A 23,744-nucleotide genomic window follows, 5' to 3' on the forward strand; every position below is an offset into this window, starting at 1 on the left:
TGGGTTAGGACTTCGTTTATTGTTTAGGTTTAAAACGTAACAAACGGTTGGCATTACTGACGACGGTGATTGAGGACAACGCCATTGCAGCCCCCGCGACCACCGGGCTTAACAACGTTCCGGTGAACGGATACAAAATACCTGCCGCGATTGGAATCCCCAGCGCGTTATAGAAAAATGCGCCGAGCAGGTTTTGTTTCATATTGCGTAATGTGGCTTTGGATAGCTCTACGGCATCGGCAACGCCGTGCAGACTATGGCGCATAAGCGTAATTGCCGCAGTTTCTATCGCAATATCGCTGCCGCCGCCCATAGCAATACCTACATCGGCCTGAGCCAGCGCGGGCGCATCGTTAATACCATCTCCGACCATCGCGACTTTGTTACCCGCAGCCTGTAACTGCTTAATCGCATCGGCTTTGCCATCGGGCAGCACTCCGGCAATCACTTGATCAATACCGGCCTCTTTGGCAATAGCATTAGCAGTAATCGGGTTATCACCTGTCAGCATCACTAATTTGTAGCCTTGTTGATGCAGACGTTGCAATGCTGAGACACTATCGCTGCGTAACGGATCGCGGATGGAGAACAGCGCCGCGACTTGACCATTGGCCGCCAGAATAACCGGCGTGGCACCCGTTTCCGCCTGTTGCCGCATTAAGTCGCTTAACTCAAGGGTATCAATCTCTTGTTGTTTCAGTAGTGCATTGTTCCCTAATAGCAGTGATGCTCCTTCAACATCACCGCTGACGCCTAAACCGCGCAGGGTACGGAACTGGCTGGTGGCAGGCAGAGTCAGGCCTTTGGCACGTTGCAAAATTGCCTGCGCTAACGGATGGTTTGAGCCTGTTTCCAGCGCAGCCGCCCAGCCAAGCGCCTGTTGTTCCGTAATCCCGTTAAAGGTATGGATAGCGACAACCTGCGGACGGCCTTGGGTCAATGTACCGGTTTTATCAAATACCAACGTATTCAAGCCGCTGGCCTGCTGAAGCGCATCGGCATCTCGCACCAGTACACCAAACTCAGCGGCACGACCAACACCAGAAATGATCGACATCGGCGTGGCTAATCCCAGCGCGCAAGGGCAAGCGATGATCAGCACCGTGGTGGCCACCACCAAGGTATATACAATTTGGGGCTGAGGGCCGAAGAAGTACCAAATCACACCGGCAATCAAGGCGATAGCCACGACGGTTGGAACAAATACTGCAGAGATTCTATCGGCTAACTGGCCAATTTCCGGCTTACTACTTTGCGCCTGACGTACTAGCTTGATAATCCGCGCCAGCGTAGTCTGGCTGCCAATGGCGTTAGCGCGGAACAGAACCGATCCATCCTGCACTGAGGTTCCGGCGTGTACTTTATCTCCAGCGGATTTCTGCTGCGGAATCGGTTCGCCGGTGAGCATGGCTTCGTCCATCCACACTTCCCCCTGCACAATTTCGCCGTCAACGGGAACCCGGTCACCGGTGGTCAAACGGAGGGTCATTCCCAGCTGTACGTCAGCCAGCGGGATTTGTTTCTCACCGTCCTCAGTCACAACCCGCGCGGTTGGCGGTGCCAGATCCAGCAAACGTTCCAACGCATTGGACGAACGTTGTCTGGCGCGCTGTTCCATCGCATGTCCCAGATTGATTAAACCGATAATCATGGCGCTGGCTTCGTAATAAAGATGCCGGGCCTCCATCGGGAATACATCGGGCCAGATATTGACGGTAATCGAGTAAATCCAGGCGGCACCGGTGCCTAATGCCACCAGCGTATCCATAGTGGCGCTGCCGTTTTTCAGGCTGACCCAAGCGTTGCGATAGAAATGTCCGCCGGCAAAGATCATGACCAACAGCGTCAATACACCGATCACCAGCCACGGGGTTTGGGTTTCCGGCGTGAGCGTCATACTGCCGCCGAATAAGCCCCATGCCATCAATGGAATACCTAATAATAGCCCCAGCGCGGCCTGCCATTGGAAACGTTTCATATTGGCCTGAGACATTTCCTGCTGGCGTTCCCGCCGTTTAGCTTCGTCTTCGATAATCTCAGCGCCATAGCCCGCTTTTTCTACTGCGGCGATCAGCGCGCTATTATCCGGAGAACCGGTCACCAGTGCGCTACGTTCAGCTAGATTCACTCGCGCGATCTGCACGCCATCCACGCTTTGCAACGCTTTTTGTACTTTAGAAACGCAGCTGGCGCAGCTCATCCCGGTTAACAATAGCTGCACGCTATCCGGATCGTCGCCGTCTGACGGAGCGGTTGCGGGAGTATTTTCAGTTGCCGGAAGAGAAGAGGCCGCTGCCAAAGATTCCGGCGCAGATTGCGTAGCATGTGCCAGCGGCTCAGTTTTTGGGACGGCGTTTTCCTGCGCCAGCGTGGCCTGATAACCGGCATTTTCCACGGCGGCAATCAGTGCGTTTGCGTCGACTCGACCGTAAACTTTGGCGTTGGAGGTGGATACATCGGCGGCGATGACTCCCGGAACGGCTTCCAGCGCTTGACGTGTCGTTGCCGCACAGTGCATACAGGTTAAGCCGGAAAGCTGTAGCTCTACGTCCGGTTGTTGTACTGGCTCCGACTGATAGCCTGCCTGTTTTACCGTTTCGATCAGTGCCTGTATGTCGGCCTCACCGACCACTTTCGCATAGTGAACGTTAACCTGAGCCTGTTCGACGTCAGGCCGGTCTTCCAGCGCTTTTTGCACCCGTCCGGCACATTTCATGCAGGTTAAACCCTGCAAAGCAAGCAGCGTAGTGTGTGACATGATTAACTCCTTAAAGAGTAAAAACTTATCCTTTTGACTGCGGGGATAAGTTTAGTCGGTATTAAGCCCTTTACCTTGATGCCGATCTTCTGGCAGGCAACAAGGTGAATTTCTCTTGACCGACGTGACTATTTTAACTACTTATGGAGGTTAAACCTTCCAGCAAGGGTAAGGTCAAGGGAGAAATATGAATATCAGCGATGTGGCCAAAAAGACCGGTTTGACCAGCAAAGCGATTCGCTTTTACGAAGAAAAAAAGCTTGTAACTCCGCCTATCCGTACCGATAACGGTTATCGCAGCTATGATGCCCGTCATATTGAAGAATTGACTTTGCTGCGACAGGCGCGCCAGGTGGGATTTACTCTGGATGAATGTCGTGAATTATTGGCGCTGTTCCATAATCCGGATCGCCATAGTGCGGACGTCAAAGCCGCGACGTTACAGAAAGTGGCTGAAATAGAACGGCATATTCAGGATTTGAATCAGATGCGTTTACGCTTACTGGCGCTAGCGGCAGAATGCCCCGGCGACGAGGGGGCGGATTGCCCGATTATCAATAATCTGGCGGGTTGTTGTCACCGCGAGGAGAAAGGATAGAGATAAGAAGCCCACGGTCGCAAACCGAACGTGGGCGATAAACTAGCGTATTATTGCACGGACATTCAAGGTGTTACCTTCAATGGAGACCACTTCGACTTCCGTGCCCACGCTTAATTCTTCAGAACTATGGATACGCCAGCTGCTGTCGCCGACTTTCATCCGACCATAGCCATCCAGTGTCGGTTCCGTCAGCGTTGCCCGCAGGCCAACCATTTGATGATCCCGCTGGTTAAGCATGGCAGGCTGCGGTTTGACTCGTTTACTCAGCCAATACCACCACAAAATGGCGGCGATGACGGTGAGAACGGCAAAGAGTACGCCTTGCCATTCCCAGCTTAACGGCAACATCCAGACCAACAGGCCAACCAGTACAGCGGCAATTCCACTCCATAACAGATAACCGCTGGCACCCAACATTTCCGCGGCTAATAACAAGCCGCCGAGTGATAGCCAAAACCAATTTGGGTTTGCTGCAATCTGTTTAAGCATGGTTATTTACCTCGGCTGGTTTTGCTCTCGCCAATCAGTTCAGCGATACCGCCAATCGCGCCCATCAGGCTGCTGGCATCCAGTGGCATCATCACGACTTTACTGTTGTTGGCTGAGCCAATGTGTTGCAGCGCATCGGTGTATTTCTGCGCCACAAAGTAGTTAATCGCCTGAATATCACCGGCGGCGATAGCTTCAGAAACCATTTTAGTTGCCTGAGCTTCGGCTTCTGCGGCACGTTCACGGGCTTCTGCTTGCAGGAAGGCGGATTGACGTTCCCCCTCGGCTTTCAGAATCTGAGATTGTTTTTCACCTTCTGCACGCAGAATTGCTGCCTGACGCACGCCTTCGGCTTCCAAAATATCCGCACGCTTGGTTCGCTCGGCTTTCATCTGGGCGTTCATGGCCGAAATTAGTTCGGTCGGCGGACGTACATCGCGGATTTCAATACGGGTAATTTTGATGCCCCAAGGGTTGGTGGCTTCATCAACAATATGGAGTAAACGGCTGTTGATGTTATCGCGCTGGGACAGCATTTCATCCAATTCCATAGAGCCAAGCACGGTACGGAAGTTGGTCATGGTCAGGTTAACAATCGCCAGTTCCAGGTTGCTGACCTCATAAGCCGCTTTGACCGGGTCAATAACCTGAATAAAGCAGACTGCATCAATGGCAACGTTGGCGTTATCGCGGGAAATGATTTCCTGTGAAGGAATATCCAGAACTTGTTCCATCATGTTGATTTTACGGCCAATGCGGTCCATAAACGGGACGACGATGTTCAGGCCCGGCATCAGAGTTTTGGTATAGCGGCCAAAGCGCTCAACCGTCCACTGGAAACCCTGTGGGACAATTTTGATTGCGGAGAACACCACAACCAGCGCAACGACGATAATAATCGGGATAACCGTAAACATAGTTAACTTCCTGTCGGTCAATGAATATTGTTTCATAATATTACGCGACGACAGGCTAAAAGACTAACTAAAGGGAGGTAAATACATGTAAGGAATCATTCTGCTATCGAAAAAGCAGAAAAAAAACTGAAAAGTGAATAAGAAAGAGCGCGGGAAAGATCCCGCGCAGAGTAGCTAAAATGGGCTTAGTACAGCAGAGAGTAGAGCTGGCGGCGGTATTTACCGGCCAGAGTATCGCCGGTGCCAAGGGCGGCCAGAATATCCATCAAGGTTTTGCGAGCGTTGCCGTTCGCTGCTGCCAGATCTTTTTTCAGATGGCTCATCAACAGTTCCAGTGCTTCTTCGTTACGGCCAACCTGATGCAGTTGCAGTGCTAGCTGTACCGCCAGCTCGACGTTTTCAGGCTGCTCGGCCAGCTGTTGCTGTAATTGCTGAATTTCCGGCGTATCTGCCGCCTGCTTGAGTAATTCTATCTGTGCAATCAGGCCCTGATAGCGAGTGTCCCGATCTTGCAGTGGGATAGTTTCTAATACCGCTTCCGCATCGTCACTACGATTCAGTTGAATTTGTACTTCAGCCAGCTGCAAGCCGATTTCGCCGTTGTATTGGCTAAGCTGCCAGGCATCTTTCAGTAGCGGAAGGGCTTCTTGCGCTTTGCCATCGGCGATAAGCTGCGCCGCTTCTGCTGCTTTTAGTTCTTCCGGTTTAGGTAATACGCGTTGTAACAGTTCGCGGATAACTTCTTCCGGTTGAGGTCCCTGGAAGCCGTCAACCGGCTGGCCGTCTTTAAACAGATAGACCGCAGGAATAGACCGCAGGCCGAATTGTGAGGCAACCATTTGTTGAGCGTCACAATCTACTTTGGCCAGAATGAACTGACCGGCGTATTCGGCGGCTAATTTGTCTAAAACCGGCGTTAATTGCAGGCAGTGCTGGCTACGTTCCGACCAGAAATAGAACAGAACCGGCTGCGCCATGGACTGTTCCAGGGTTTGATGTAGGTTAGCTTCGGTAATATCGATAACTGTTGGTGCTAGCATGACTTTATTCTCTCATCCGTTTTAGCGATAGATGGGGGCAGAATATCCGGCTTCAACCCTCTATCGCGGTTTATCGGTTATCAGGCGTTGCCCCGCAAGACGCAATCCAGCAAGCGGCCCGGTAAAATGCGACGCAGCACGGTAACAGCGTGTGCCACCAGTGTGACCGGATAGCGCAACTTTGGCCGCGGCGCTTCTAATGCATGACGTAATTTGGGCAAAATCGCTTCAGGTGGCAGGGTGAAGCGTTTGGCGATACCCGGATTATTCACTGGTTTGTCAGCCTGGGTCTGATTAACGTTTTGTGTGAAATGAGTGCTAATCGGCCCCGGTTCAATCAAACTGACAAAAATCCCGCTGCCGTTTAGCTCCATCCGTAAGGCATCTGACCAGGCTTCCAGCGCATATTTGCTGGCGGCGTAAGCGCCCCGACCCGGCGTTGAAATCAACCCCATCACCGAACTGGTTTGAATAATCCGGCCTTCGCCGTGGGGCAACATGGCAGGCAGCAGTAATTGGGTGAGTTGGTGGGTGCCAAATAGATTGGTGGAAAACTGCCGTTCCATTTGTTGGCGCGAAATGGTGTCTAGCGGGCCGTATAAGCCATAGCCGCCGTTGTTGAATAAACCGTACAGTCGCCCGCCGGTTAGCTCGATAACCTGTGCCGCGGCGCGCTCGACGCTGGTGCTGTCATCCAGATCCAGCTCAATACCTTCCAGCCCCAATTGGGACATGTTTTCTACGTCCTCAGGTTTCCGACAGGCAGCCAAAACCCGATAGCCTCTGTTACGCAGATCCTGCGCCGCTACCAAACCAATTCCGCTCGAGCATCCGGTGATTAAAACCGCTTTTTGCATAACTTTACCTACTGAATGAACCTATTTGCTCAGACTAATGGTTTACTAAGAACTTATATTATCAGATAGCTAATATCTTATATTAATAAGTGCAGCGTTATTCTGACTTGCCTTTTTGGATAAAAGGCGTGAGTTGCTTTGACATCCAGTCGGCAATAAACGGCTGCGCCTCGGCGTTAGGATGCAAGCTATCGTCCTGCATCCATTCAGGTTTTACCGCTACCTGCTCCATAAAGAAAGGCAGTAGCGGAATTTCGGCCTGCTGTGCCAATGTCGGATACAGTGCGGCGAATGACTCGGTATAGCGGCGACCATAATTAGGTGGAATGCGGATTTGCATTAACAATGGTTGTGCCTCGGCCTCTTTAACCAGACTGATGATTTGCGCCAAATCCCGCTGAATATCCTGCGGGGGAAATCCGCGCAGCCCGTCATTGGCACCTAATTCAATCAATACCCAGCGGGGCTGATGTTGTGCCAACAGTGCGGGAAGCCTTGCCAGGCCTTGCGCGGCGGTGTCGCCACTGATACTGGCGTTGACGACTTTAGGATGAGCAGGCAGCGTTTGCCATTGCTTGTCCAGACGGGTAGCCCAGGCTTCGGCAATGGGTAGGCGATAACCGGCGCTTAAACTGTCGCCCAAAATCAATAATGTATCGTTTGCAGTAGCGCGCAGACTGAATAATCCCAACAGTAGAAGGAAGGGAAGATGCCAGCGGAAAACGTTCTTGAAGTTCATCATCTTAATAAACACGTTGGTCAGGGTGAGCATCAGCTTTCCATCCTTACTGGAGTTGAGCTGGTTGTCAAACCCGCACAGACAATTGCCCTGATTGGTGAGTCTGGCTCCGGTAAATCGACCCTGCTAGGGATTCTGGCAGGTTTGGATGATGGCAGCAGCGGCGAAGTCAGCCTGTTGGGGCAGTCTTTGACAGCAATGGATGAGGAAGGGCGCGCGCAAGTACGGGCGAAAAACGTCGGATTTGTTTTCCAGTCATTTATGCTAGTGCCAACGCTGAACACGCTGGAAAACGTTCAGTTGCCTGCGTTATTGCGTGGGGAAAGCGATCGTCAGAGCAAAGCTCAAGCCACGGAATTATTGCAGCAATTGGGGCTGGGGGAACGTCTGCATCATCTGCCTGCTCAGCTTTCCGGTGGAGAACAGCAACGCGTCGCACTGGCTCGGGCATTTAGCGGTCGCCCGCGGGTATTGTTTGCCGATGAACCCACGGGAAATCTGGATCGTCAAACCGGCGACCGCATCGCCGATCTGTTGTTTTCTCTGAATCGAGATTACGACACCACGCTGATTCTGGTCACGCATGATGAACAACTGGCGGCGCGCTGCCAGCGGCGTTTGCGCTTGCGGGATGGCAAGCTGTGGGAGGAAGCATGATTTGGCGTTGGTTTTGGCGGGAATGGCGCTCGCCATCCTTATTAATTGTCTGGTTAGCGTTGACTCTGGCCGTCGCCTGCGTATTGGCGTTGGGCAGCATCAGCGACCGAATGGAGAAGGGACTCAGCCAGCAAAGCCGTGATTTTCTGGCGGGTGATCGGGTATTGAGCGCTTCTCGTCCGGTATCAGAGGGATGGTTGTTAGATGCGGAACAGCAAGGGCTAACTCTCAGTCGCCAACTGTCGTTTACCACCATGACTTACGCCGGTGATAGACCGCAATTGGCGGATGTAAAAGCTACTGACAGCGCTTATCCGTTGTACGGAACGCTGAAAACCCGGCCGGAGAATGCGCGGCTGGAACCGGGCACCGTGTTGGTGGCTCCGCGGCTGCTAACTTTATTGGGTGTTAACGTTGGCGATAGGCTGGAGGTGGGGGATGCGTCGCTGCGTATTGTCGGGGAAGTGCTGGAGGAACCAGACGCCGGATTCAATCCTTTCCAGACTGCGCCGCGCATTCTGATTAATCTGGCCGATGTGGAAAAAACCGGCGCAGTGCAGCCGGGTAGCCGTTTGACCTATCGCTATATGTTTGCCGGCTCGCCGGATAACATTCAGCGCTTCGGCGATCAGATAAAACCGGAATTACAGCCCGATCAACGCTGGTACGGTTTGCAGGAATCGGGTGGCGCACTGGGGAAATCCTTGCAGCGCTCGCAGCAATTTTTACTGTTATCGGCGTTGCTGACGCTGTTACTTTCCATTGCCGCCGTTGCGGTCGCCATGGGGCATTATTGCCGTAGCCGCTATGATTTGGTGGCGGTGCTGAAAACGTTGGGGGCGGGCAAGGCCGCGCTGAGAAAGCTGATTGTTGGCCAATGGATATCGGTACTGACGCTGGCGGCATTGTGCGGTAGCGCGATAGGGCTGCTATTTGAACGACTGCTGATTTCCATGTTGGCGCCAGTGCTGCCTGCTGCATTACCCGCCGCCGGACTCTGGCCGTGGCTGTGGTCCATCGGCTCCCTGATTCTGATTTCCCTGCTGGTGGGATTGCGCCCCTATCGTCAGTTATTAGCGACTCAGCCGTTACGAGTGTTGCGCCGGGATGTGGCGGCAAATGTCTGGCCGCTGCGCTATTTCATCCCGTTAATGTTATTAGCGGTGATCGGAGTTCTGGCGCTGTTAATGGGCGGCAATACCTTGCTGTGGGCGATTTTGGGCGGCTTGCTGGTGCTGTCACTGTTATTGGGCTGTATCGGCTGGGGCAGCCTATTATTGCTGCGTCGACTGACGGTGACGCGCTTGCCACTGCGTTTGGCGATCAATCGTCTACTGCGTCAGCCTTGGATGACATTGACCCAACTGGCAGCATTTTCGCTGTCGTTTATGTTGCTGGCGCTGCTATTGGTCCTGCGCGGTGATCTGCTGGATCGCTGGCAGCAGCAATTACCGCCGGACAGCCCCAACTATTTCCTGTTGAATATGACCAAGGAGCAGGTGCCGCAGGTCAGTACTTTCCTCAATCAACACCAGATTATGCCAACCACGTTCTATCCGATTGTGCGGGTGCGCATGACGGAAATTAACCAGCAGCAAGCGACCGAGCGGGTGCATGAAAACGATCCGGGAGGAGAGGCGGTCAACCGGGAGCTTAATCTGACCTGGTTACCGGATTTACCGGCTCATAATCAGTTAACTGACGGGAAGTGGCCGCCAAAAGCGGATGAAGTATCGATGGAGCAGGGCGTAGCCGAGCGGCTTGGTATCAAGCTGGGCGACACCTTAACCTTCAGCGGCGATACGCAGTCGTTTTCGGCCAAAGTGAGCAGTATTCGCAAAGTAGATTGGGAAAGTTTGCGGCCTAACTTCTACTTTATTTTCCCGCCGGGAGCCTTGGATAAACAGCCGCAAACCTGGCTAACCAGCTTCCGTTATAACGGTAACGAGCAGTTATTGACTCAATTGAACCGCCAGTTCCCTACGTTAAGCCTGCTGGATATAGGCTCGATGTTGAAACAGGTCGGTCAGGTATTGCAGCAGGTGAGTCGGGCGTTGGAAGTTATGGTGGTGCTGGTCATGATCTGTGGCACTTTGCTGTTATTAGCGCAGGTGCAGGTGGGAATGCGCCAGCGGCGCCAGGAACTGATGGTTTATCGGACTTTAGGCGCGGGGAAGCGCTTGCTATGGGGGACGTTATGGTGCGAATTTGCCCTGCTAGGGCTGGTGGCGGGCATGGCCGCCGCTATAGGTGCCGAAGCTTCACTGTGGGCGTTGCAACGGCTGGTATTTGATTTCCCGTGGCAGCCTAATTGGATATTGTGGTGGATGTTGCCGTTGCTTGGCGCACTGTTATTGTCTTTATGTGGCAGTTGGCTGGGCGCTCGTCTGCTGCGCGGAAAGGCTTTGTTCCGCAGCTACGAAGGTTAACAACCAAGGCTAAATATCGGTTATCAGCATTGGTTAGATGATAAAGAAAAGGGCAGCCATTGGCTGCCCTGATTCTACTAACTGACTCTGCGATAAAACCGAGGCGTTAATGGCATCTCCGTTATTGCTTATCCCAGTTTTTTCTGCGCCCAGCGCAGGGCGCTTTGATATTCATTTGGTAGCAAGGGTGACAACTCGTTCAACGTTTCGGCCAATTGTTTTTCCGCCGGATCGGTGAGATTCAAATGCCCGACTTTACGCCCATCGCGCACTTCTTTTTCGTACCAATGCAGATGAACCAGAGGCTGTGAAAGCCATGCCAAATTAACCGCAGTGCCGATGAGATTCACCATGACCGAAGGGGTGCTAACCACCGGTTTTGGCAGTGGTAAATCCAGAATAGCGCGCAGATGCAATTCGAACTGGCTGATGGACGCGCCATTTTGCGTCCAGTGACCGCTGTTGTGTACGCGGGGAGCCAGTTCGTTGATCAGCAGGTTGTCGCCGACGATAAAGCATTCCATCGCCATCACGCCGACATAACCCAGCTCATTCATAATGGCGGACAACATGCTTTCTGCCTGAGCCTGCAATTTGGCATCTGGCTGCGGTAACGCTACGCTGATACGTAAAATGCCGTCTTCATGCAGATTATGGGTTAGCGGATAAAATACCGTTTCCCCATCATGGCTACGTGCGCCAATCAGAGAAACTTCGCCAGAAAAATGAATGCCTTGCTCGACGATGCACTCACCGTAGGCGTCCGCAGGCAGGCTATCTTGCTCGCCGGGACGTAAACGCCACTGCCCACGTCCGTCATAACCGCCGACGCGACGTTTAACAATCGCCAGCTCACCCAGAGAAGCAAACACCTGCGGCCACTGTTCGGCATTAGCGAGTAATTGCCAAGGCGCGGTGGCTAAATTCAGGCTATCCAACAATTGCTTTTGCGTCAGGCGATCGGCCAAACGCGGGAAAATATCTCGGTTAACGAAGGCGTTGTGAGTAGCCAATTCGCGGGTCAGTGCGGTTTCCGGCCAGCGCTCAATTTCAGCGGTAATCACACTATTCTGATAAGGCACGGCTTCGGGTTCTGCGTCCAATCCTACTGGATAAACGGCGATTCCCAGCGGCTCTCCGGCCTGACGCAGCATGCGCCCCAACTGCCCGTTACCTAATACGCAAACCGGCTTCATGCATCCTCCCGCGGATCGGGATTATTCAGCACTTCATCAGTTTGGTTTTGACGCCACGCAGCCAGACGCCCTGCGAGAGCTTTATCGTGCAGCGCTAAAATCTGTGCTGCCAGCAGCGCCGCGTTGGCTGCGCCTGCTTTGCCAATCGCCAGCGTCCCCACAGGGATACCGCGCGGCATTTGCACAATGGAATAAAGGCTGTCTAAGCCGCTCAGCGCTGCGCTTTGTACCGGCACGCCCAGCACCGGCACCAGCGTTTTCGCCGCCAGCATACCCGGAAGGTGCGCTGCGCCACCGGCACCGGCAATGATCACATCCAGTCCATTAGCGTCTGCCTGTTCGGCAAAACTGAATAATTTATCCGGGGTACGATGAGCGGAAACCACTTCCACATGGAAAGGGACATCCAATTCGGTGAGCACGTCAGCAGCGAACTGCAGGGTGGCCCAGTCACTTTTAGACCCCATAACTATTGCGATTTTAACCCCGGCTGTGATAGCCGAATCGAGGTTGGCTCCCATGGGTGTAAAGCTCCTGTGATTGTGCAAACGTCGGCCAGAGCGAATTGTGTCTGGCGAAGAGGGCGTAGAGCATACCATGAGCCACAGGCAAGGAAAACGGTTGCGTAGCTGGTTTTTGTACGAAAAAGCAGGATTTTTCAGGATTTGGCAGTAAGGTTTAAAACGGGAATTCGATCAGCTCGATAGCTTCAGGAGTGACGCAAATCATCGATCCTTCCACATGCCAGGCACCCAATACGGCGCGATGTACGGTTTTATCTGCCAGTTTAAGGGGATGAATCGCTGGACGATGTGTATGACCGTGAATCATCCACTCCACGCCATTGCGTTGGAAAGCATCAATCACAGCTGCGTTATTCACATCCATAATGGCTTCGGATTTGTCTTTATTATTCTGTTGGCTGTTTTTCCGCATCGAAGCGGCAATGCGTAAACGCCAGGAAAGAGGTAAGGACAGGAATAACCATTGGATAATGGGATTGTGAACCCGGCGACGAAAATGCTGATAATCCGCATCATCTGTGCATAACGTATCGCCATGCAGGATTAAAATTTTGCGACCATACAGTTCGAGAGTTTGTTCTTCTGGCAGCAGCATCATACCGCTTTCGGCAGCAAAACGTTTTCCAACTAAAAAATCACGGTTGCCGTGAATGAAGTAGCAGGGAATTCCCCGATGGTGCAAGTCTTTCAGGGCACTGGCGACCTGACGATACAGCGGCAGCGGATCGTCATCACCAATCCACGCTTCAAATAGATCGCCTAGGATATATAAAGCGTTGGCATGAATGGCTTCGCGCTGTAAAAAACGCAGAAAACCGGCAGTAATTGCCGGTTCCTGAACGCTAAGATGCAAATCTGCTATAAAAAGCGTGCGCATTCCGTCGCAATTACTCGCTAACGGTAACGCTTTTGATGATCACATCTTCTTTTGGAACGTCCTGATGCATGCCGCTACGGCCGGTTGCAACGCTTTTGATTTTATCAACAACGTCCATGCCTTCGACCACTTCAGCGAATACGCAGTAGCCCCAGCCGTCAGCGCGCTCTGAACGGAAGTTCAGGAAGTCGTTGTCAGCTACGTTAATGAAGAATTGAGCGGTAGCAGAGTGCGGATCGTTAGTCCGCGCCATTGCCAAAGTACCACGGGTGTTTTTCAGGCCGTTGTTCGCTTCGTTCTTGATTTGCGCACCTGTTTCTTTCTGGTTCATGCCAGGCTCAAAACCGCCGCCCTGAATCATGAAACCATCGATAACACGGTGGAAAATAGTGTTGTCGTAGAAACCTTTACGGCAGTAATTCAGGAAGTTTTCAACGGTAGCCGGCGCTTTGTCAGCGAAAGTATTGATGACGATGTCGCCGTGATTAGTATGAAAAGTAACCATAATAATATTCCTGCTAGTGTAATATGTGGAATCACAAAGTGAGTCGCTACTCTTTAGACGGCTCTTATAACACATCTGCCGGATTGAGTCAGTATTCGCGCCTTTCCAACCCGCTCTGGCCAGGAGAGGCAGAAAAGCATTAGTGGGGCAATGTGGCTGATTAATAAAGCTATTTATAACCCAATAAATTCACCGCTTTCATCCGCGCTTTTTATCATCACCTTTAAACGTCAAACCGCTTAAAATTGCGTTATTCAGTAGGTTTTACCGATGGCTGACCTTGCAATGCAATAAGGATCGCGTTTCAATATATCCTTGGGTTATTTAAGCGCCCATTTTTGGTAATATCCTGTTTATATTCACGCGTACGCGCCTAGCAAAAAACCACGGAATGTCCCGATGCTAAAGATTTTTAATACACTGAGTCGCCAAAAAGAGGAATTCAAGCCTATTCATGCCGGGAAAGTTGGCATGTACGTGTGCGGGATCACCATCTATGACCTGTGTCACATTGGGCATGGTCGTACTTTTGTTGCCTTCGATGTTGTTGCGCGTTATCTGCGTTATTTAGGCTATTCTCTGACTTATGTCCGGAATGTCACCGACGTTGACGACAAAATCATTAAACGCGCGGCAGAAAATAATGAAACCTGCGATCAGCTGACTTCCCGCATGTTGGCTGAAATGCATAAAGATTTTGATGCGCTGAACCTTCAGCGCCCGGATTTGGAGCCGCGAGCCACTCACCATATCACTGAAATCATTGAACTGGCGCAGCGCCTGATCGAGCGTGACCATGCCTACGTAGCGTCAAACGGCGATGTGATGTTCGCGGTAGATAGCGATCCGGATTACGGTTTGTTGTCTCGTCAGGATTTGGAACAGCTTCAGGCTGGCGCACGGGTCGAAATTGCCGATGTGAAACGTAATCCAATGGATTTCGTGCTGTGGAAAATGTCCAAGCCGGGTGAGCCAAGCTGGGAATCACCTTGGGGGCCGGGGCGTCCGGGCTGGCACATTGAATGTTCCGCGATGAACGGCAAGCAGTTGGGCGCGCATTTTGATATTCACGGCGGCGGTTCTGATCTGATGTTCCCGCACCATGAAAATGAAATTGCTCAGTCTACCTGCGCCCATGATGGCCCTTACGTCAACTACTGGATGCATTCCGGTATGGTGATGATCGACAAAGAAAAAATGTCGAAATCGTTGAACAACTTCTTCACTATTCGCGATGTTTTGGCGTATTACGATGCGGAAACCGTGCGCTACTTCCTGATGTCTGGACACTATCGCAGCCAATTGAACTACAGCGAAGAAAATCTGAAACAGGCTCGCGCCTCTCTGGAGCGTTTGTACACCGCTTTGCGTGGCACCGATGCAAACGCTACGCCAGCCGGCGGAGCTGAGTTTGAAGCCCGTTTCCGTGAAGCTATGGACGATGATTTTAATACACCGGAAGCCTATTCTGTTCTGTTTGATATAGCTCGTGAAGTCAATCGTCTGAAAGCGGAAGATATGGCAGCGGCCAACGGCTTGGCGGCAGAGCTACGCAAACTGGCGCACGTTCTCGGATTATTGGAGCAAGATCCGGAGCAATTCCTGCAAAGTGGCGCACAGGCTGATGATGATGAAGTGACCAAAATTGAAGCGCTGATTAAACAACGGAACGATGCTCGTGCCAGTAAAGACTGGGCAATGGCAGATTCAGCTCGCGATCAGCTCAACGAAATGGGTATCGTGCTGGAAGATGGGCCGCAGGGCACCAGTTGGCGTCGTAAGTAGCAGATAAGTGGTTTTGATTTGATGTAAACGGTGGGTTCCCATCTTTGAAGATGTGGAATCTTGCTGAATAACCTTGAGTGGCGGTAATAAAAATATCAAAGAAAACATTGCGGTGCTGATAGCTATCAGTAACCGCAATGCTCTTTATGAAGCTTAGGCTTTAACCTGTACGGTCATCCCCTGAAACTCCACGATTTGGTCTGCCAGAATTTTGCAGCGCTTGCGCGTTTCTACTTTTCCGTCAACTTTGACCAGACCATCGGCAATCACCATTTTTGCTGATGCGCCGCTGTCGTTCCACCCTTGAAACTTCAGCAGATCGCACAGTTCAACATGAGGGTGATTTTCCAACTGAAAAATTTCCATGACTATCCTTTAAATCAATTTGTGTTGATGTCGTGATATTCCTCGCAGGCTTGCAAGGTATTTTGAATCAGAGTTGCTACGGTCATTGGCCCGACACCGCCGGGAACCGGAGTGATCCAGCCAGCGCGTTCAACGGCAACATCAAACTCTACGTCACCCACTACTTTACCACTTTCCAGACGGTTGATACCGACATCAATGACGATTGCGCCCGGTTTAATCCAGTCACCCGGAATAAAGCCCGGTTTACCGACCGCAACCACCAGCAAATCGGCACGTTCGACGTGTGAACGCAGATCCTGAGTAAAGCGGTGAGTGACGGTAGTGGTACAGCCCGCCAGCAGTAGCTCCAGGCTCATAGGACGACCGACGATGTTGGATGCGCCAACTACAACGGCATTCAGGCCGTAGGTGTTGATGCCGCTACGCTCAAGCAGAGTAACGATGCCGCGTGGCGTACAAGGGCGGAGTTTTGGCGCACGCTGGCACAGGCGGCCTACGTTGTAAGGATGGAATCCGTCCACGTCCTTATCAGGATTAATGCGTTCCAGTACTTTTACGTTGTCGATACCGGCAGGCAACGGCAATTGAACCAAAATGCCGTCAATCTCTGGATCTTGGTTCAGCTTATCAATCAAAGCCAGCAGTTCGGCTTCTGAAGTGCTGGCGGGCATATCGTATGAACGAGAAAGGAATCCCACTTCTTCACAGGCTTTGCGCTTACTGCCGACATAAATCTGTGAGGCCGGGTTTTCACCAACCAACACTACCGCAAGGCCTGGGGCGCGTTTACCTGCCGCCAAACGCTGTTGAACCAGTGCAGCAACTTCAGTTCTAACTTGCTGCGCAATCGTTTTACCGTCAATAATTTTTGCTGACATCAGTGGAGGAGTCCATCAATTAAAAAAGCGGGAATCCCTCTATTTTGTCAGAAGCGAGGCGTGCTGTCAGGCGTAGAATAACGAATAAATGTACAGGTGAGTGGTTGTAAGGCGAAAACCCATTGACTCGCGGGTGTCTGCCCGTATAATCCAACTCCGCAACTGACCATCCGCAGCAAGTATTCTGTGGAAAATCAACAACGCGCCCTTAGCTCAGTTGGATAGAGCAACGGCCTTCTAAGCCGTAGGTCACAGGTTCGAGCCCTGTAGGGCGTACCATTTTGAAGTAAACTGACGTCAACTGACGTCTTTTTTTATGCCTGAAATTCAGTGGGTTGGCTGATTTTAGCGCGTCGAGATTCTCTCAGTATCTACCTACATTTACCCGCATCAAGTAGTATCTGTTGGTATATGTGATGGTACATCCCCGTTCAATGAAATCTTGTACCAACAGCCAGCAACGGAGAGCCCCAAATGGCATTAACCGATGTGAAGGTAAGAAGTGCAAAGCCTACCGACAAGCCTTATAAGCTTACCGATGGCGAAGGTATGCATTTAATGGTTCATCCCAATGGATCTAAATATTGGCGCTTACAGTACCGCTTTGACGGCAAACAAAAGATGCTGGCGTTGGGTATCTATCCAGAGATTTCCTTATCTGAAGCCAGACAACGAAGAGATGAAGCTAAGCGGCAAGTCGCTAACGCTATCGATCCCAGCGAACAGAAAAAGGTTGAAAAACAAGCTCGCAAAGCGACGGTAGAAAATACCTTTAAAGCTATTGCTCTGGAATGGCATGAGTACAAACGGTCAAACTGGTCCAAAGGCTACGCGGAAGACATCATGGAAGCATTTGAAAACGATATCTTCCCAGATATTGGTAAGCGCCCAATAGCAGAGATAAAGCCTCTGGAGATCCTCAGTTCACTTCGTAAACTCGAAAAACGTGGCGTCCTCGACAAGCTGCGCAAAATCCGCCAGGCCTGTAACCAAGTCTTTCGCTATGCGATTGTCACCGGTCGGGCTGAAACTAACCCTGCCTCAGAGCTGGCAAGTGCGTTAACCCCGCCAAAATCTGTGCACTACCCCCATCTGTTAGCTGATGAACTTCCTGCTTTCTTAGAGGCTCTCGCTGCTTATTCCGGTAGCCCAATAACTCGGCTAGCGACAAAGATTCTGATGTTAACGGGAGTTCGTACTATTGAACTTCGCATGGCTGAATGGAAAGAGTTTGATTTCGACAAGCGAGTTTGGGAAGTACCGGTTGAAAGGATGAAGATGCGCCGTCCTCACCTTGTACCACTATCTGATCAAGTTGTGGCAGCACTGCGAGAGATCCAGGCAGTGACGGGCCGTTATAACCTTGTATTTCCTGGGCGTAACGACATCACCAAGCCAATGAGCGAAGCGAGTATCAATCAGGTACTAAAAAGGATTGGGTATCACGGGAAGGCGACAGGTCATGGCTTCAGGCACACGATGAGTACTATCTTGCATGAACAAGGCTATAACACGGCGTGGATTGAGTTACAGCTAGCGCATGTGGATAAGAACACCATTCGTGGCACGTATAACCATGCACAGTATCTGGAGCAGCGTAGGGATATGTTGCAGTGGTATGGGGACTTTGTGGACGGGTTGGCGGCTAGGGGAATCGCAGTAAATATTCGTAAAAAGGCATAAATTTTCTGCAGTTGCAAGATGAGCATCTATCGAAGTAATGCTTTATCCGACGTGAATGGGGGCACAGTCTGCACATTTGTGTAAGAGCGCGATATGTGGGACTTACAACCATGAGCAGTATCTGGAAGGGAGAAGAGAAATGATGCAGTGGTATGGGAATTATCTTTACACCCTTATTGTTGATAGAGATAGTTGAGTATCCTTCCCGCAACTAAAAACCATCAATATGTAATGTGGCTTATGATCTTTATTGATGCATCAGCCATTGATAATATTTAACGCTGCTAAAAAGTAGTTATGGTGCATAGTAAAAATATGCACCAGTCTTTCCTAACGATAAAGGCCCTCTAGTTGCGGTAACTTGAAAAAGTAAGATGCTTCAGACTTCTTAAATGCCCCAGTCGAGTTTTGGCGGAACTCTGTATTAATTAGGACGCAGCATTCCTCAGCTCTTGTAATGCCAACATAATGAAGGTTTGTTTCTTGCGGAAGGCTGGGATACAGTGCTGTATTTCTATCAACTTCATTTACTAATCTATATGGGAAAGACCATTCATCCAAATCCAAATGCAATACTATTTTAAATTCAAGTCCTTTAGATTTGTGAAGTGTCATTACTTGAACTTCATTTTTATCTAATGGCATAAACTGCTTTAAGAAAATATCGTCTGATATAATTTCCAAAACTGCATTATCATTAGGTGTAGTGAACTGAATATTTAGCATTTCAGCGATTTCGTGGAGCTTATTAATTAGTTCCTCATCAGTTATTTTACCCCTGAGTGTTTTAATTTTTTTCCTTAATAAAAACTGATGATTATCATTTATAATCAAGTCATAAAATACTTTATTAATTAACTCTTGCGCAGTGCCTATGGCCTTATACCTATACGCTAGAAGATCTTTATATAAATCTGAACATTCTGTGCCCAATTTATCTAATGGCGTATCAATATAAACTCTAAAATTTGATGTCAATCCCGAGCATAGCAATAGCAACGATTGCTCTTTTCTTGCAAAAATAGCTATTTGGTTAGCTTGCTCCAAACCCCATTGACCTTCATTTAACCATTTTGAAATCCATGATGATATTGTCATCGAAACATCTTTTAGATTCCCTGACAATCTCTTTCTGTAAACATTGATACTTTCGCTTGGTAATAATTCGAAATTTGAATCGAGTAATCTAGATGCATAATTAATTATTGATGGATGACACCTATGATTTAAATTTATTTCAAAATGTGCAAACACCTGTTTATCTCTAACTAAGTCAAGTAACAGCTCAGCATTTCCACCTCGAAACTCATAAATTGATTGCCAAACATCACCAACAGCAATAGAGCATAAACCAAGTTTATTTATTTTTAGAAATAATTGATGCTGAGATAAGGATGAATCTTGATATTCATCTATGAATATATGGCTATATCTCGCTTTGATATATCGCTTTGCTGCAGGAGATTCATTAAGTATTTTTAATGCTAAGGCAGCAAATGAACTCATCCACAGCATTCCCTCATCGTACAGTTTCTTATAGCCGGAATCTTCATTGATATTAACGACTGATGGTGTGCCAAAAAACTCTTCCTCTAAGTAATATTTATATGGAGACTCTAATTTCTTTAGTACTTTGCATTCTGTTGGTTTACCACCCCATATTCTTGGAAGAAATGGAATGATTATTTCCTTTAAACAAAAACTATCAATCGTACCAAAGAAACTATGTTTTGTATCGTGTCCTTCCGCCTTACATCTACGCTCCAGTTCTGAACTTGCTTTCCTTGTGAATGTAATTGCAATGACCCCTTTATGTTCAGGAAGACAGCCGGTAATATTTCTAATTTTTTCTTTTATAACTGTAGTTTTACCACTTCCAGGACATGCTGTTATTACCATGCTTTTAGGGTAATCAATGGCTAATGTTTGCTGAGTGGTTGGTGAAAAAGTACTCATTTCATTCACCTTTAATTGTTTTTACAAGGTGGTTTAACGGTTTAACCAAATCACCCGTGTTAAGATTATGAAGGTCTTTTTTGATTTTTTTCAGAAGAATACGCATTCTTATTGCTTTTTTCTTTTGTAAGTATTCTATTGCGCTTTGGTTATTTTTTTTATTTAACGCATCTAATATTGAAGCGCTCAATTCTTCTACCAGATCAGTTTCTAAATCAATTTTTGATAAATATATTCCGTATTTATTTATTTCTTCAGAAACTGCTTGCCAATCACCGTTGGTAAGAGTATCTATAGATGTTATTTTTTTGTCGCTATGCTCAAACTTTTCTATACCGGTTAAATCTAAACATCGGTTTATACCTGCATATTGCCACTTTTCTTGATCTTTTAGCTTGGATATATCGTTATCAGTTCGCATTACCCATGGAATTTCTAAAGCATCTAGTATTGCTGCATATATTTTAAATGATATTCCATCCACTGAAATTAATGAAATATTCAAATAATCGAGGTCAATGTTTAAACTTTTGGCTAAGGAATGGTAAAATAAAATTTCGGATGGTCCTTCAATTAAGAAAACACCATTTGAAAAAAATGATTCTGCTGGCAATATACTCATCCGGTAGCTCATATCTTCCCAGCCATCTGAAATGCCTTTCGAACATCCTTCACTTGCGGCTACAGTGTGTCCAGCCCGATCAAGCAATCTTATTACTGAGTCTGGTTCAAAATTTACAGCTATTTGGGGCGAATGGGATGAAATGATCGTTTGACCAGGGAGTTCAGCTATCAAATAATCGGCCAGTTTTCTTTGTTGGTGAGGGTGTAAGTGTGCTTCAGGTTCCTCGATAACATAGAATATAACTTCGTTATCGATATCATGTTCCTTAATACTTTTCGCTTTCCATAATGCTAATAAGATTTGATTGTTCCGTCCGTCTCCTCCAAGCATGACGTTAGAACCATTTGTATTTGCTCCAAGTTGTAGGTTATCAATAAAGTCATTTATTCCAATTGCCCCAGTATCTAGTTGCACAGAATATTCTGAGTAATGATGTGCAAGTTTTTTCAGCTCATCGTTGACATCTTTTGTAGCTCTTTCAACATATATAAGTTGCGATATCTTATCATTAATCGATTGTAAATCTGAACTTATCTCTCCTAACAAATCGTCATCTTCTTCTCTTTCATCAGAGTTCAATGATTGTTGTGCGATTTTTAAAAGTTGTCTTTTTTCTTTGCGGATAAATCTCTCTAAATCTCGTTGTGACTGAATATATTTTAAATTAACGAATTTAAGATAATAGCGAGAGTTAATTTCTTGTAAAGACTCTAAAGAATCACCAATAAAAAGTTTGTAGCTGAGATCAGATTTTTGTGCAACATACTTAATAAACGATTCACCTGAGTCACTGACATTCCCTTTCAAAATTGAAAGTACTGCATCTTCATTGATATCTTTAAAATGAATAATAATTTCAAATTCTTCACTTGATTTCCCATGTTCTAAATGAAAATCAAGTTCATTTGGTTCAATTTCTGAATCTGATACACTCTTATCTAATAGCATTCTTAGCGAATGCAGCATATTACTTTTGCCAACATCATTAGCTCCGATGATCAGAGTATTCGAATTAAAATTTATGTGTGCATCTTTAAAGTTTCTAAAACCTTTGAGTTTCAGAGATGATATTTCCAACTTAAAATCCCTCTTTAAAGAAAAAAGCCTTTTTCATAATGAGGTTTCACGTAAAATATGCAACCGAATTTTGCTCATTTTTTGCGGCAGATCTATGAGTTGATTTGGTGAAACGAAGGGTCTACTGTGATTATAAATATATGATTTACCATATGTATTGATTCTGTTCTTTAAGCAACACAATTTCAAGGCCTCGTTAAATTTGATGAAAATCATAGCATTACAACTCTTCAAAAACCTCTCCGATGAAACCCGTTTGGGCATCGTGTTGCTGCTTAGAGAGATGGGAGAGCTGTGCGTGTGCGACCTCTGCACTGCGCTGGAACAGTCTCAGCCTAAGATCTCCCGTCATTTGGCGATGCTTCGGGAAAGTGGATTATTGTTGGATCGCAAGCAGGGCAAGTGGGTTCACTACCGCTTATCCCCGCATATTCCTTCCTGGGCTGCTCAGGTGATTGAGCAGGCCTGGTTAAGCCAACAGGACGATGTAAAGGCCATCGCCCGTAAGCTGACATCGGCCAACTGCTCTGGCAGCGGTAAGGCTGTTTGTATCTAAAAATTTTGCCTGAACATATATGTTTTTACGAATGTTAGGTGTTAAAGATGAAAACGTTAACGGTGTTTGATCCTGCGATGTGCTGCAGTACCGGCGTTTGTGGTTCAGATGTCGATCAGGTTCTGGTTGATTTTTCAGCTGATGTGCAATGGCTGAAAGGGCGTGGGGTTCAGATCGAACGTTACAACCTGGCGCAACAGCCGATGAGCTTCGTTGAGAACGCCAAAGCGAAAGCATTCCTCGAAGCATCAGGAGCTGAAGGGCTTCCGCTACTGTTGCTGGATGGCGAAACGGTGATGGCGGGGCGATACCCAAAACGCGATGAACTGGCTCGCTGGTTTGGTATACCGCTGGAGAAAGTGGGTTTAGCATCCACCAACTGCTGTAGTGGTAAAACTTCCTGTTGTTGAGTATGTCAGGAGGACATATGAAATTCTTACAGAATATCCCGTCTTACCTGTTTTTCACCGGTAAGGGAGGTGTAGGCAAAACTTCGATTTCCTGCGCAACGGCTATACGTCTGGCTGAACAGGGAAGCCGATGAGTGAGAATACAGCAGTTAATAAAGCACTTCGGGTGATGGGTTATGATACGAATGTTGAAGTATGTGGGCATGGTTTCAGAACCATGGCGTGTAGTTCGTTGATTGAGTCGGGATTGTGGTCTAGGGATGCGGTGGAGCGGCAGATGAGCCATCAGGAGCGTAACTCTGTGCGTGCGGCTTATATTCATAAAGCCGAGCACTTAGATGAGCGCAGACTGATGATCCAGTGGTGGGCAGATTATCTGGATGCGAATCGGGAGAAGGGGGGGTAGTCCGTTTGATTTCTCGAAGATTGATCGAGTGAATCGACAGGGCGACAGTTCCGCTCTATAAATTTCACTTCGCAAAGTTGAGCTCTAAATAAAAAGGCGGCTAGCCGTAAAGATGGCTAGGTGTCTTTTTTTTGATCCTGCGGTTGATATAGATCGATATTGCACAATATCGATCTATATTACACATTTTATTCGTGTTATTACAGTAAGTTGGAGCCATATACGGTGTGGCTCAGGCATGTAGTTATTTTTTTGTAAAAAATTGATAATTCAGGCCAAAATTTAACTATGAAAAATGGAATAATTCAGTTTATCAACGTTACTGCTCCAAAATATCGATTGCTTAAGGGCTAATGTTTCGATAAAGCAGGATGCAAGAGTTTGTAATCCTGTACTACCAGTGCGGCCTG

At 48.4% G+C, this 23,744-nt stretch carries 21 protein-coding genes, 1 tRNA gene and 3 pseudogenes; 11 read left to right on the forward strand and 14 right to left on the reverse strand.

Annotation, left to right across the window (positions count from 1 at the left end; genetic code table 11):
- Positions 1-16: 16 nt before the first annotated feature.
- Positions 17-2,758: a copper-exporting P-type ATPase CopA gene (gene copA / locus DBA33_RS10575; protein ID WP_120806428.1), complete on the reverse strand. Its 2,742-nt coding sequence runs from the start codon at positions 2,756-2,758 to the stop codon at positions 17-19.
- 187 nt (positions 2,759-2,945) lie between these two features.
- Here copA and cueR point away from each other — a divergent pair, with 187 nt between their 5' ends.
- Positions 2,946-3,356 (forward strand): Cu(I)-responsive transcriptional regulator, encoded by a 411-nt coding sequence (gene cueR, locus DBA33_RS10580; protein ID WP_064512344.1) that lies wholly within the window; start codon positions 2,946-2,948, stop codon positions 3,354-3,356.
- A 42-nt stretch (positions 3,357-3,398) separates the two neighbouring features.
- On the opposite strand, the gene DBA33_RS10585 is transcribed toward cueR, so the two are convergent.
- The 5 genes from DBA33_RS10585 to tesA form a co-directional block, all read right to left on the reverse strand.
- A complete protein-coding gene (locus DBA33_RS10585; RefSeq protein WP_064512346.1) occupies positions 3,399-3,848 on the reverse strand; it encodes an NfeD family protein in 450 nt (149 codons plus the stop codon).
- A 2-nt stretch (positions 3,849-3,850) separates the two neighbouring features.
- Positions 3,851-4,765: an SPFH domain-containing protein gene (locus tag DBA33_RS10590; RefSeq protein ID WP_064512348.1), complete on the reverse strand. Its 915-nt coding sequence runs from the start codon at positions 4,763-4,765 to the stop codon at positions 3,851-3,853.
- 185 nt (positions 4,766-4,950) lie between these two features.
- Entirely contained in the window at positions 4,951-5,805 is an 855-nt protein-coding gene (locus DBA33_RS10595) for a co-chaperone YbbN (RefSeq protein WP_064512350.1), read from the reverse strand.
- A gap of 80 nt (positions 5,806-5,885) precedes the next feature.
- A complete protein-coding gene (locus DBA33_RS10600; RefSeq protein WP_064512352.1) occupies positions 5,886-6,662 on the reverse strand; it encodes an SDR family oxidoreductase in 777 nt (258 codons plus the stop codon).
- Between the two features lie 97 nt (positions 6,663-6,759).
- Positions 6,760-7,401: a multifunctional acyl-CoA thioesterase I/protease I/lysophospholipase L1 gene (gene tesA / locus DBA33_RS10605; RefSeq protein ID WP_064512354.1), complete on the reverse strand. Its 642-nt coding sequence runs from the start codon at positions 7,399-7,401 to the stop codon at positions 6,760-6,762.
- On the opposite strand from tesA, the gene ybbA reads away from it, so the two are divergent.
- On the forward strand, positions 7,372-8,058 hold the full coding sequence (gene ybbA, locus DBA33_RS10610) for a putative ABC transporter ATP-binding protein YbbA (protein WP_064512356.1): 687 nt from the start codon (positions 7,372-7,374) through the stop codon (positions 8,056-8,058). The two genes, tesA and ybbA, sit on opposite strands and share 30 nt — an antisense overlap.
- Positions 8,055-10,487, forward strand: a complete 2,433-nt coding sequence (ybbP, locus tag DBA33_RS10615) for a putative ABC transporter permease subunit YbbP (RefSeq protein WP_064512359.1) — start codon at positions 8,055-8,057, stop codon at positions 10,485-10,487. The genes ybbA and ybbP overlap by 4 nt, the downstream gene beginning before the upstream one ends.
- 128 nt (positions 10,488-10,615) lie before the next feature.
- Here ybbP and purK read toward each other — a convergent pair whose 3' ends face one another.
- The 4 genes from purK to ppiB form a co-directional block, all read right to left on the reverse strand.
- The gene (gene purK, locus DBA33_RS10620) at positions 10,616-11,683 is read right to left on the reverse strand and encodes a 5-(carboxyamino)imidazole ribonucleotide synthase (RefSeq protein WP_064512361.1); all 1,068 of its coding nucleotides are present in this window, start codon (positions 11,681-11,683) and stop codon (positions 10,616-10,618) included.
- Positions 11,680-12,204, reverse strand: coding sequence for a 5-(carboxyamino)imidazole ribonucleotide mutase (purE, locus tag DBA33_RS10625; RefSeq protein WP_120806432.1), 525 nt, complete (start codon positions 12,202-12,204; stop codon positions 11,680-11,682). The genes purK and purE overlap by 4 nt, the downstream gene beginning before the upstream one ends.
- 157 nt (positions 12,205-12,361) lie before the next feature.
- Positions 12,362-13,084 carry a UDP-2,3-diacylglucosamine diphosphatase gene (locus DBA33_RS10630; protein WP_064512364.1) on the reverse strand — a complete coding sequence of 241 codons (723 nt, stop codon included), beginning with the start codon at positions 13,082-13,084 and terminating at the stop codon, positions 12,362-12,364.
- Positions 13,085-13,094: 10 nt separating this feature from the next.
- Entirely contained in the window at positions 13,095-13,589 is a 495-nt protein-coding gene (gene ppiB / locus DBA33_RS10635; RefSeq protein WP_049598676.1) for a peptidylprolyl isomerase B, read from the reverse strand.
- 399 nt (positions 13,590-13,988) lie between these two features.
- Between ppiB and cysS the strand changes: the two genes are divergently transcribed.
- Entirely contained in the window at positions 13,989-15,374 is a 1,386-nt protein-coding gene (cysS, locus tag DBA33_RS10640; RefSeq protein ID WP_064512366.1) for a cysteine--tRNA ligase, read from the forward strand.
- Between the two features lie 153 nt (positions 15,375-15,527).
- Here cysS and ybcJ read toward each other — a convergent pair whose 3' ends face one another.
- Together ybcJ and folD are read right to left on the reverse strand one after the other, a co-directional pair.
- Complete coding sequence (ybcJ, locus tag DBA33_RS10645; protein ID WP_064512368.1) at positions 15,528-15,740, reverse strand: ribosome-associated protein YbcJ; 213 nt, start codon at positions 15,738-15,740, stop codon at positions 15,528-15,530.
- Positions 15,741-15,754: 14 nt separating this feature from the next.
- Positions 15,755-16,621 carry a bifunctional methylenetetrahydrofolate dehydrogenase/methenyltetrahydrofolate cyclohydrolase FolD gene (folD, locus tag DBA33_RS10650; protein WP_064512370.1) on the reverse strand — a complete coding sequence of 289 codons (867 nt, stop codon included), beginning with the start codon at positions 16,619-16,621 and terminating at the stop codon, positions 15,755-15,757.
- Positions 16,622-16,823: 202 nt separating this feature from the next.
- On the opposite strand from folD, the gene DBA33_RS10655 reads away from it, so the two are divergent.
- From DBA33_RS10655 to DBA33_RS20935, 3 genes and pseudogenes are all read left to right on the forward strand, one after another.
- Positions 16,824-16,900 (forward strand) — tRNA-Arg (locus tag DBA33_RS10655).
- A 195-nt stretch (positions 16,901-17,095) separates the two neighbouring features.
- Positions 17,096-18,304 carry a tyrosine-type recombinase/integrase gene (locus DBA33_RS10660; protein WP_120806434.1) on the forward strand — a complete coding sequence of 403 codons (1,209 nt, stop codon included), beginning with the start codon at positions 17,096-17,098 and terminating at the stop codon, positions 18,302-18,304.
- A gap of 70 nt (positions 18,305-18,374) precedes the next feature.
- A pseudogene (locus tag DBA33_RS20935) lies at positions 18,375-18,500 on the forward strand (integrase); the annotation flags it as partial.
- A 134-nt stretch (positions 18,501-18,634) separates the two neighbouring features.
- On the opposite strand, the gene DBA33_RS10670 reads toward DBA33_RS20935, so the two are convergent.
- Positions 18,635-20,260, reverse strand: a complete 1,626-nt coding sequence (locus tag DBA33_RS10670) for an ATP-dependent helicase (protein ID WP_120806435.1) — start codon at positions 20,258-20,260, stop codon at positions 18,635-18,637.
- Position 20,261: 1 nt separating this feature from the next.
- Positions 20,262-21,962 (reverse strand): AAA family ATPase, encoded by a 1,701-nt coding sequence (locus DBA33_RS10675; protein WP_120806437.1) that lies wholly within the window; start codon positions 21,960-21,962, stop codon positions 20,262-20,264.
- 202 nt (positions 21,963-22,164) lie between these two features.
- Here DBA33_RS10675 and arsR point away from each other — a divergent pair, with 202 nt between their 5' ends.
- The 4 genes and pseudogenes from arsR to DBA33_RS10695 form a co-directional block, all read left to right on the forward strand.
- Complete coding sequence (arsR, locus tag DBA33_RS10680) at positions 22,165-22,518, forward strand: As(III)-sensing metalloregulatory transcriptional repressor ArsR (protein ID WP_205582773.1); 354 nt, start codon at positions 22,165-22,167, stop codon at positions 22,516-22,518.
- 47 nt (positions 22,519-22,565) lie between these two features.
- Positions 22,566-22,928, forward strand: coding sequence for an arsenite efflux transporter metallochaperone ArsD (gene arsD, locus DBA33_RS10685; protein ID WP_120806440.1), 363 nt, complete (start codon positions 22,566-22,568; stop codon positions 22,926-22,928).
- Between the two features lie 17 nt (positions 22,929-22,945).
- Positions 22,946-23,059 (forward strand): annotated as a pseudogene (locus DBA33_RS10690) (ArsA-related P-loop ATPase); the annotation flags it as partial.
- Positions 23,053-23,395, forward strand: a pseudogene (locus DBA33_RS10695) (integrase); the annotation flags it as partial. The pseudogenes DBA33_RS10690 and DBA33_RS10695, both read left to right, overlap by 7 nt.
- Positions 23,396-23,744 lie beyond the last annotated feature (349 nt).

It is taken from the genome of Yersinia sp. IP36721, assembly GCF_003634395.1.
GTDB lineage: Bacteria > Pseudomonadota > Gammaproteobacteria > Enterobacterales > Enterobacteriaceae > Yersinia > Yersinia entomophaga.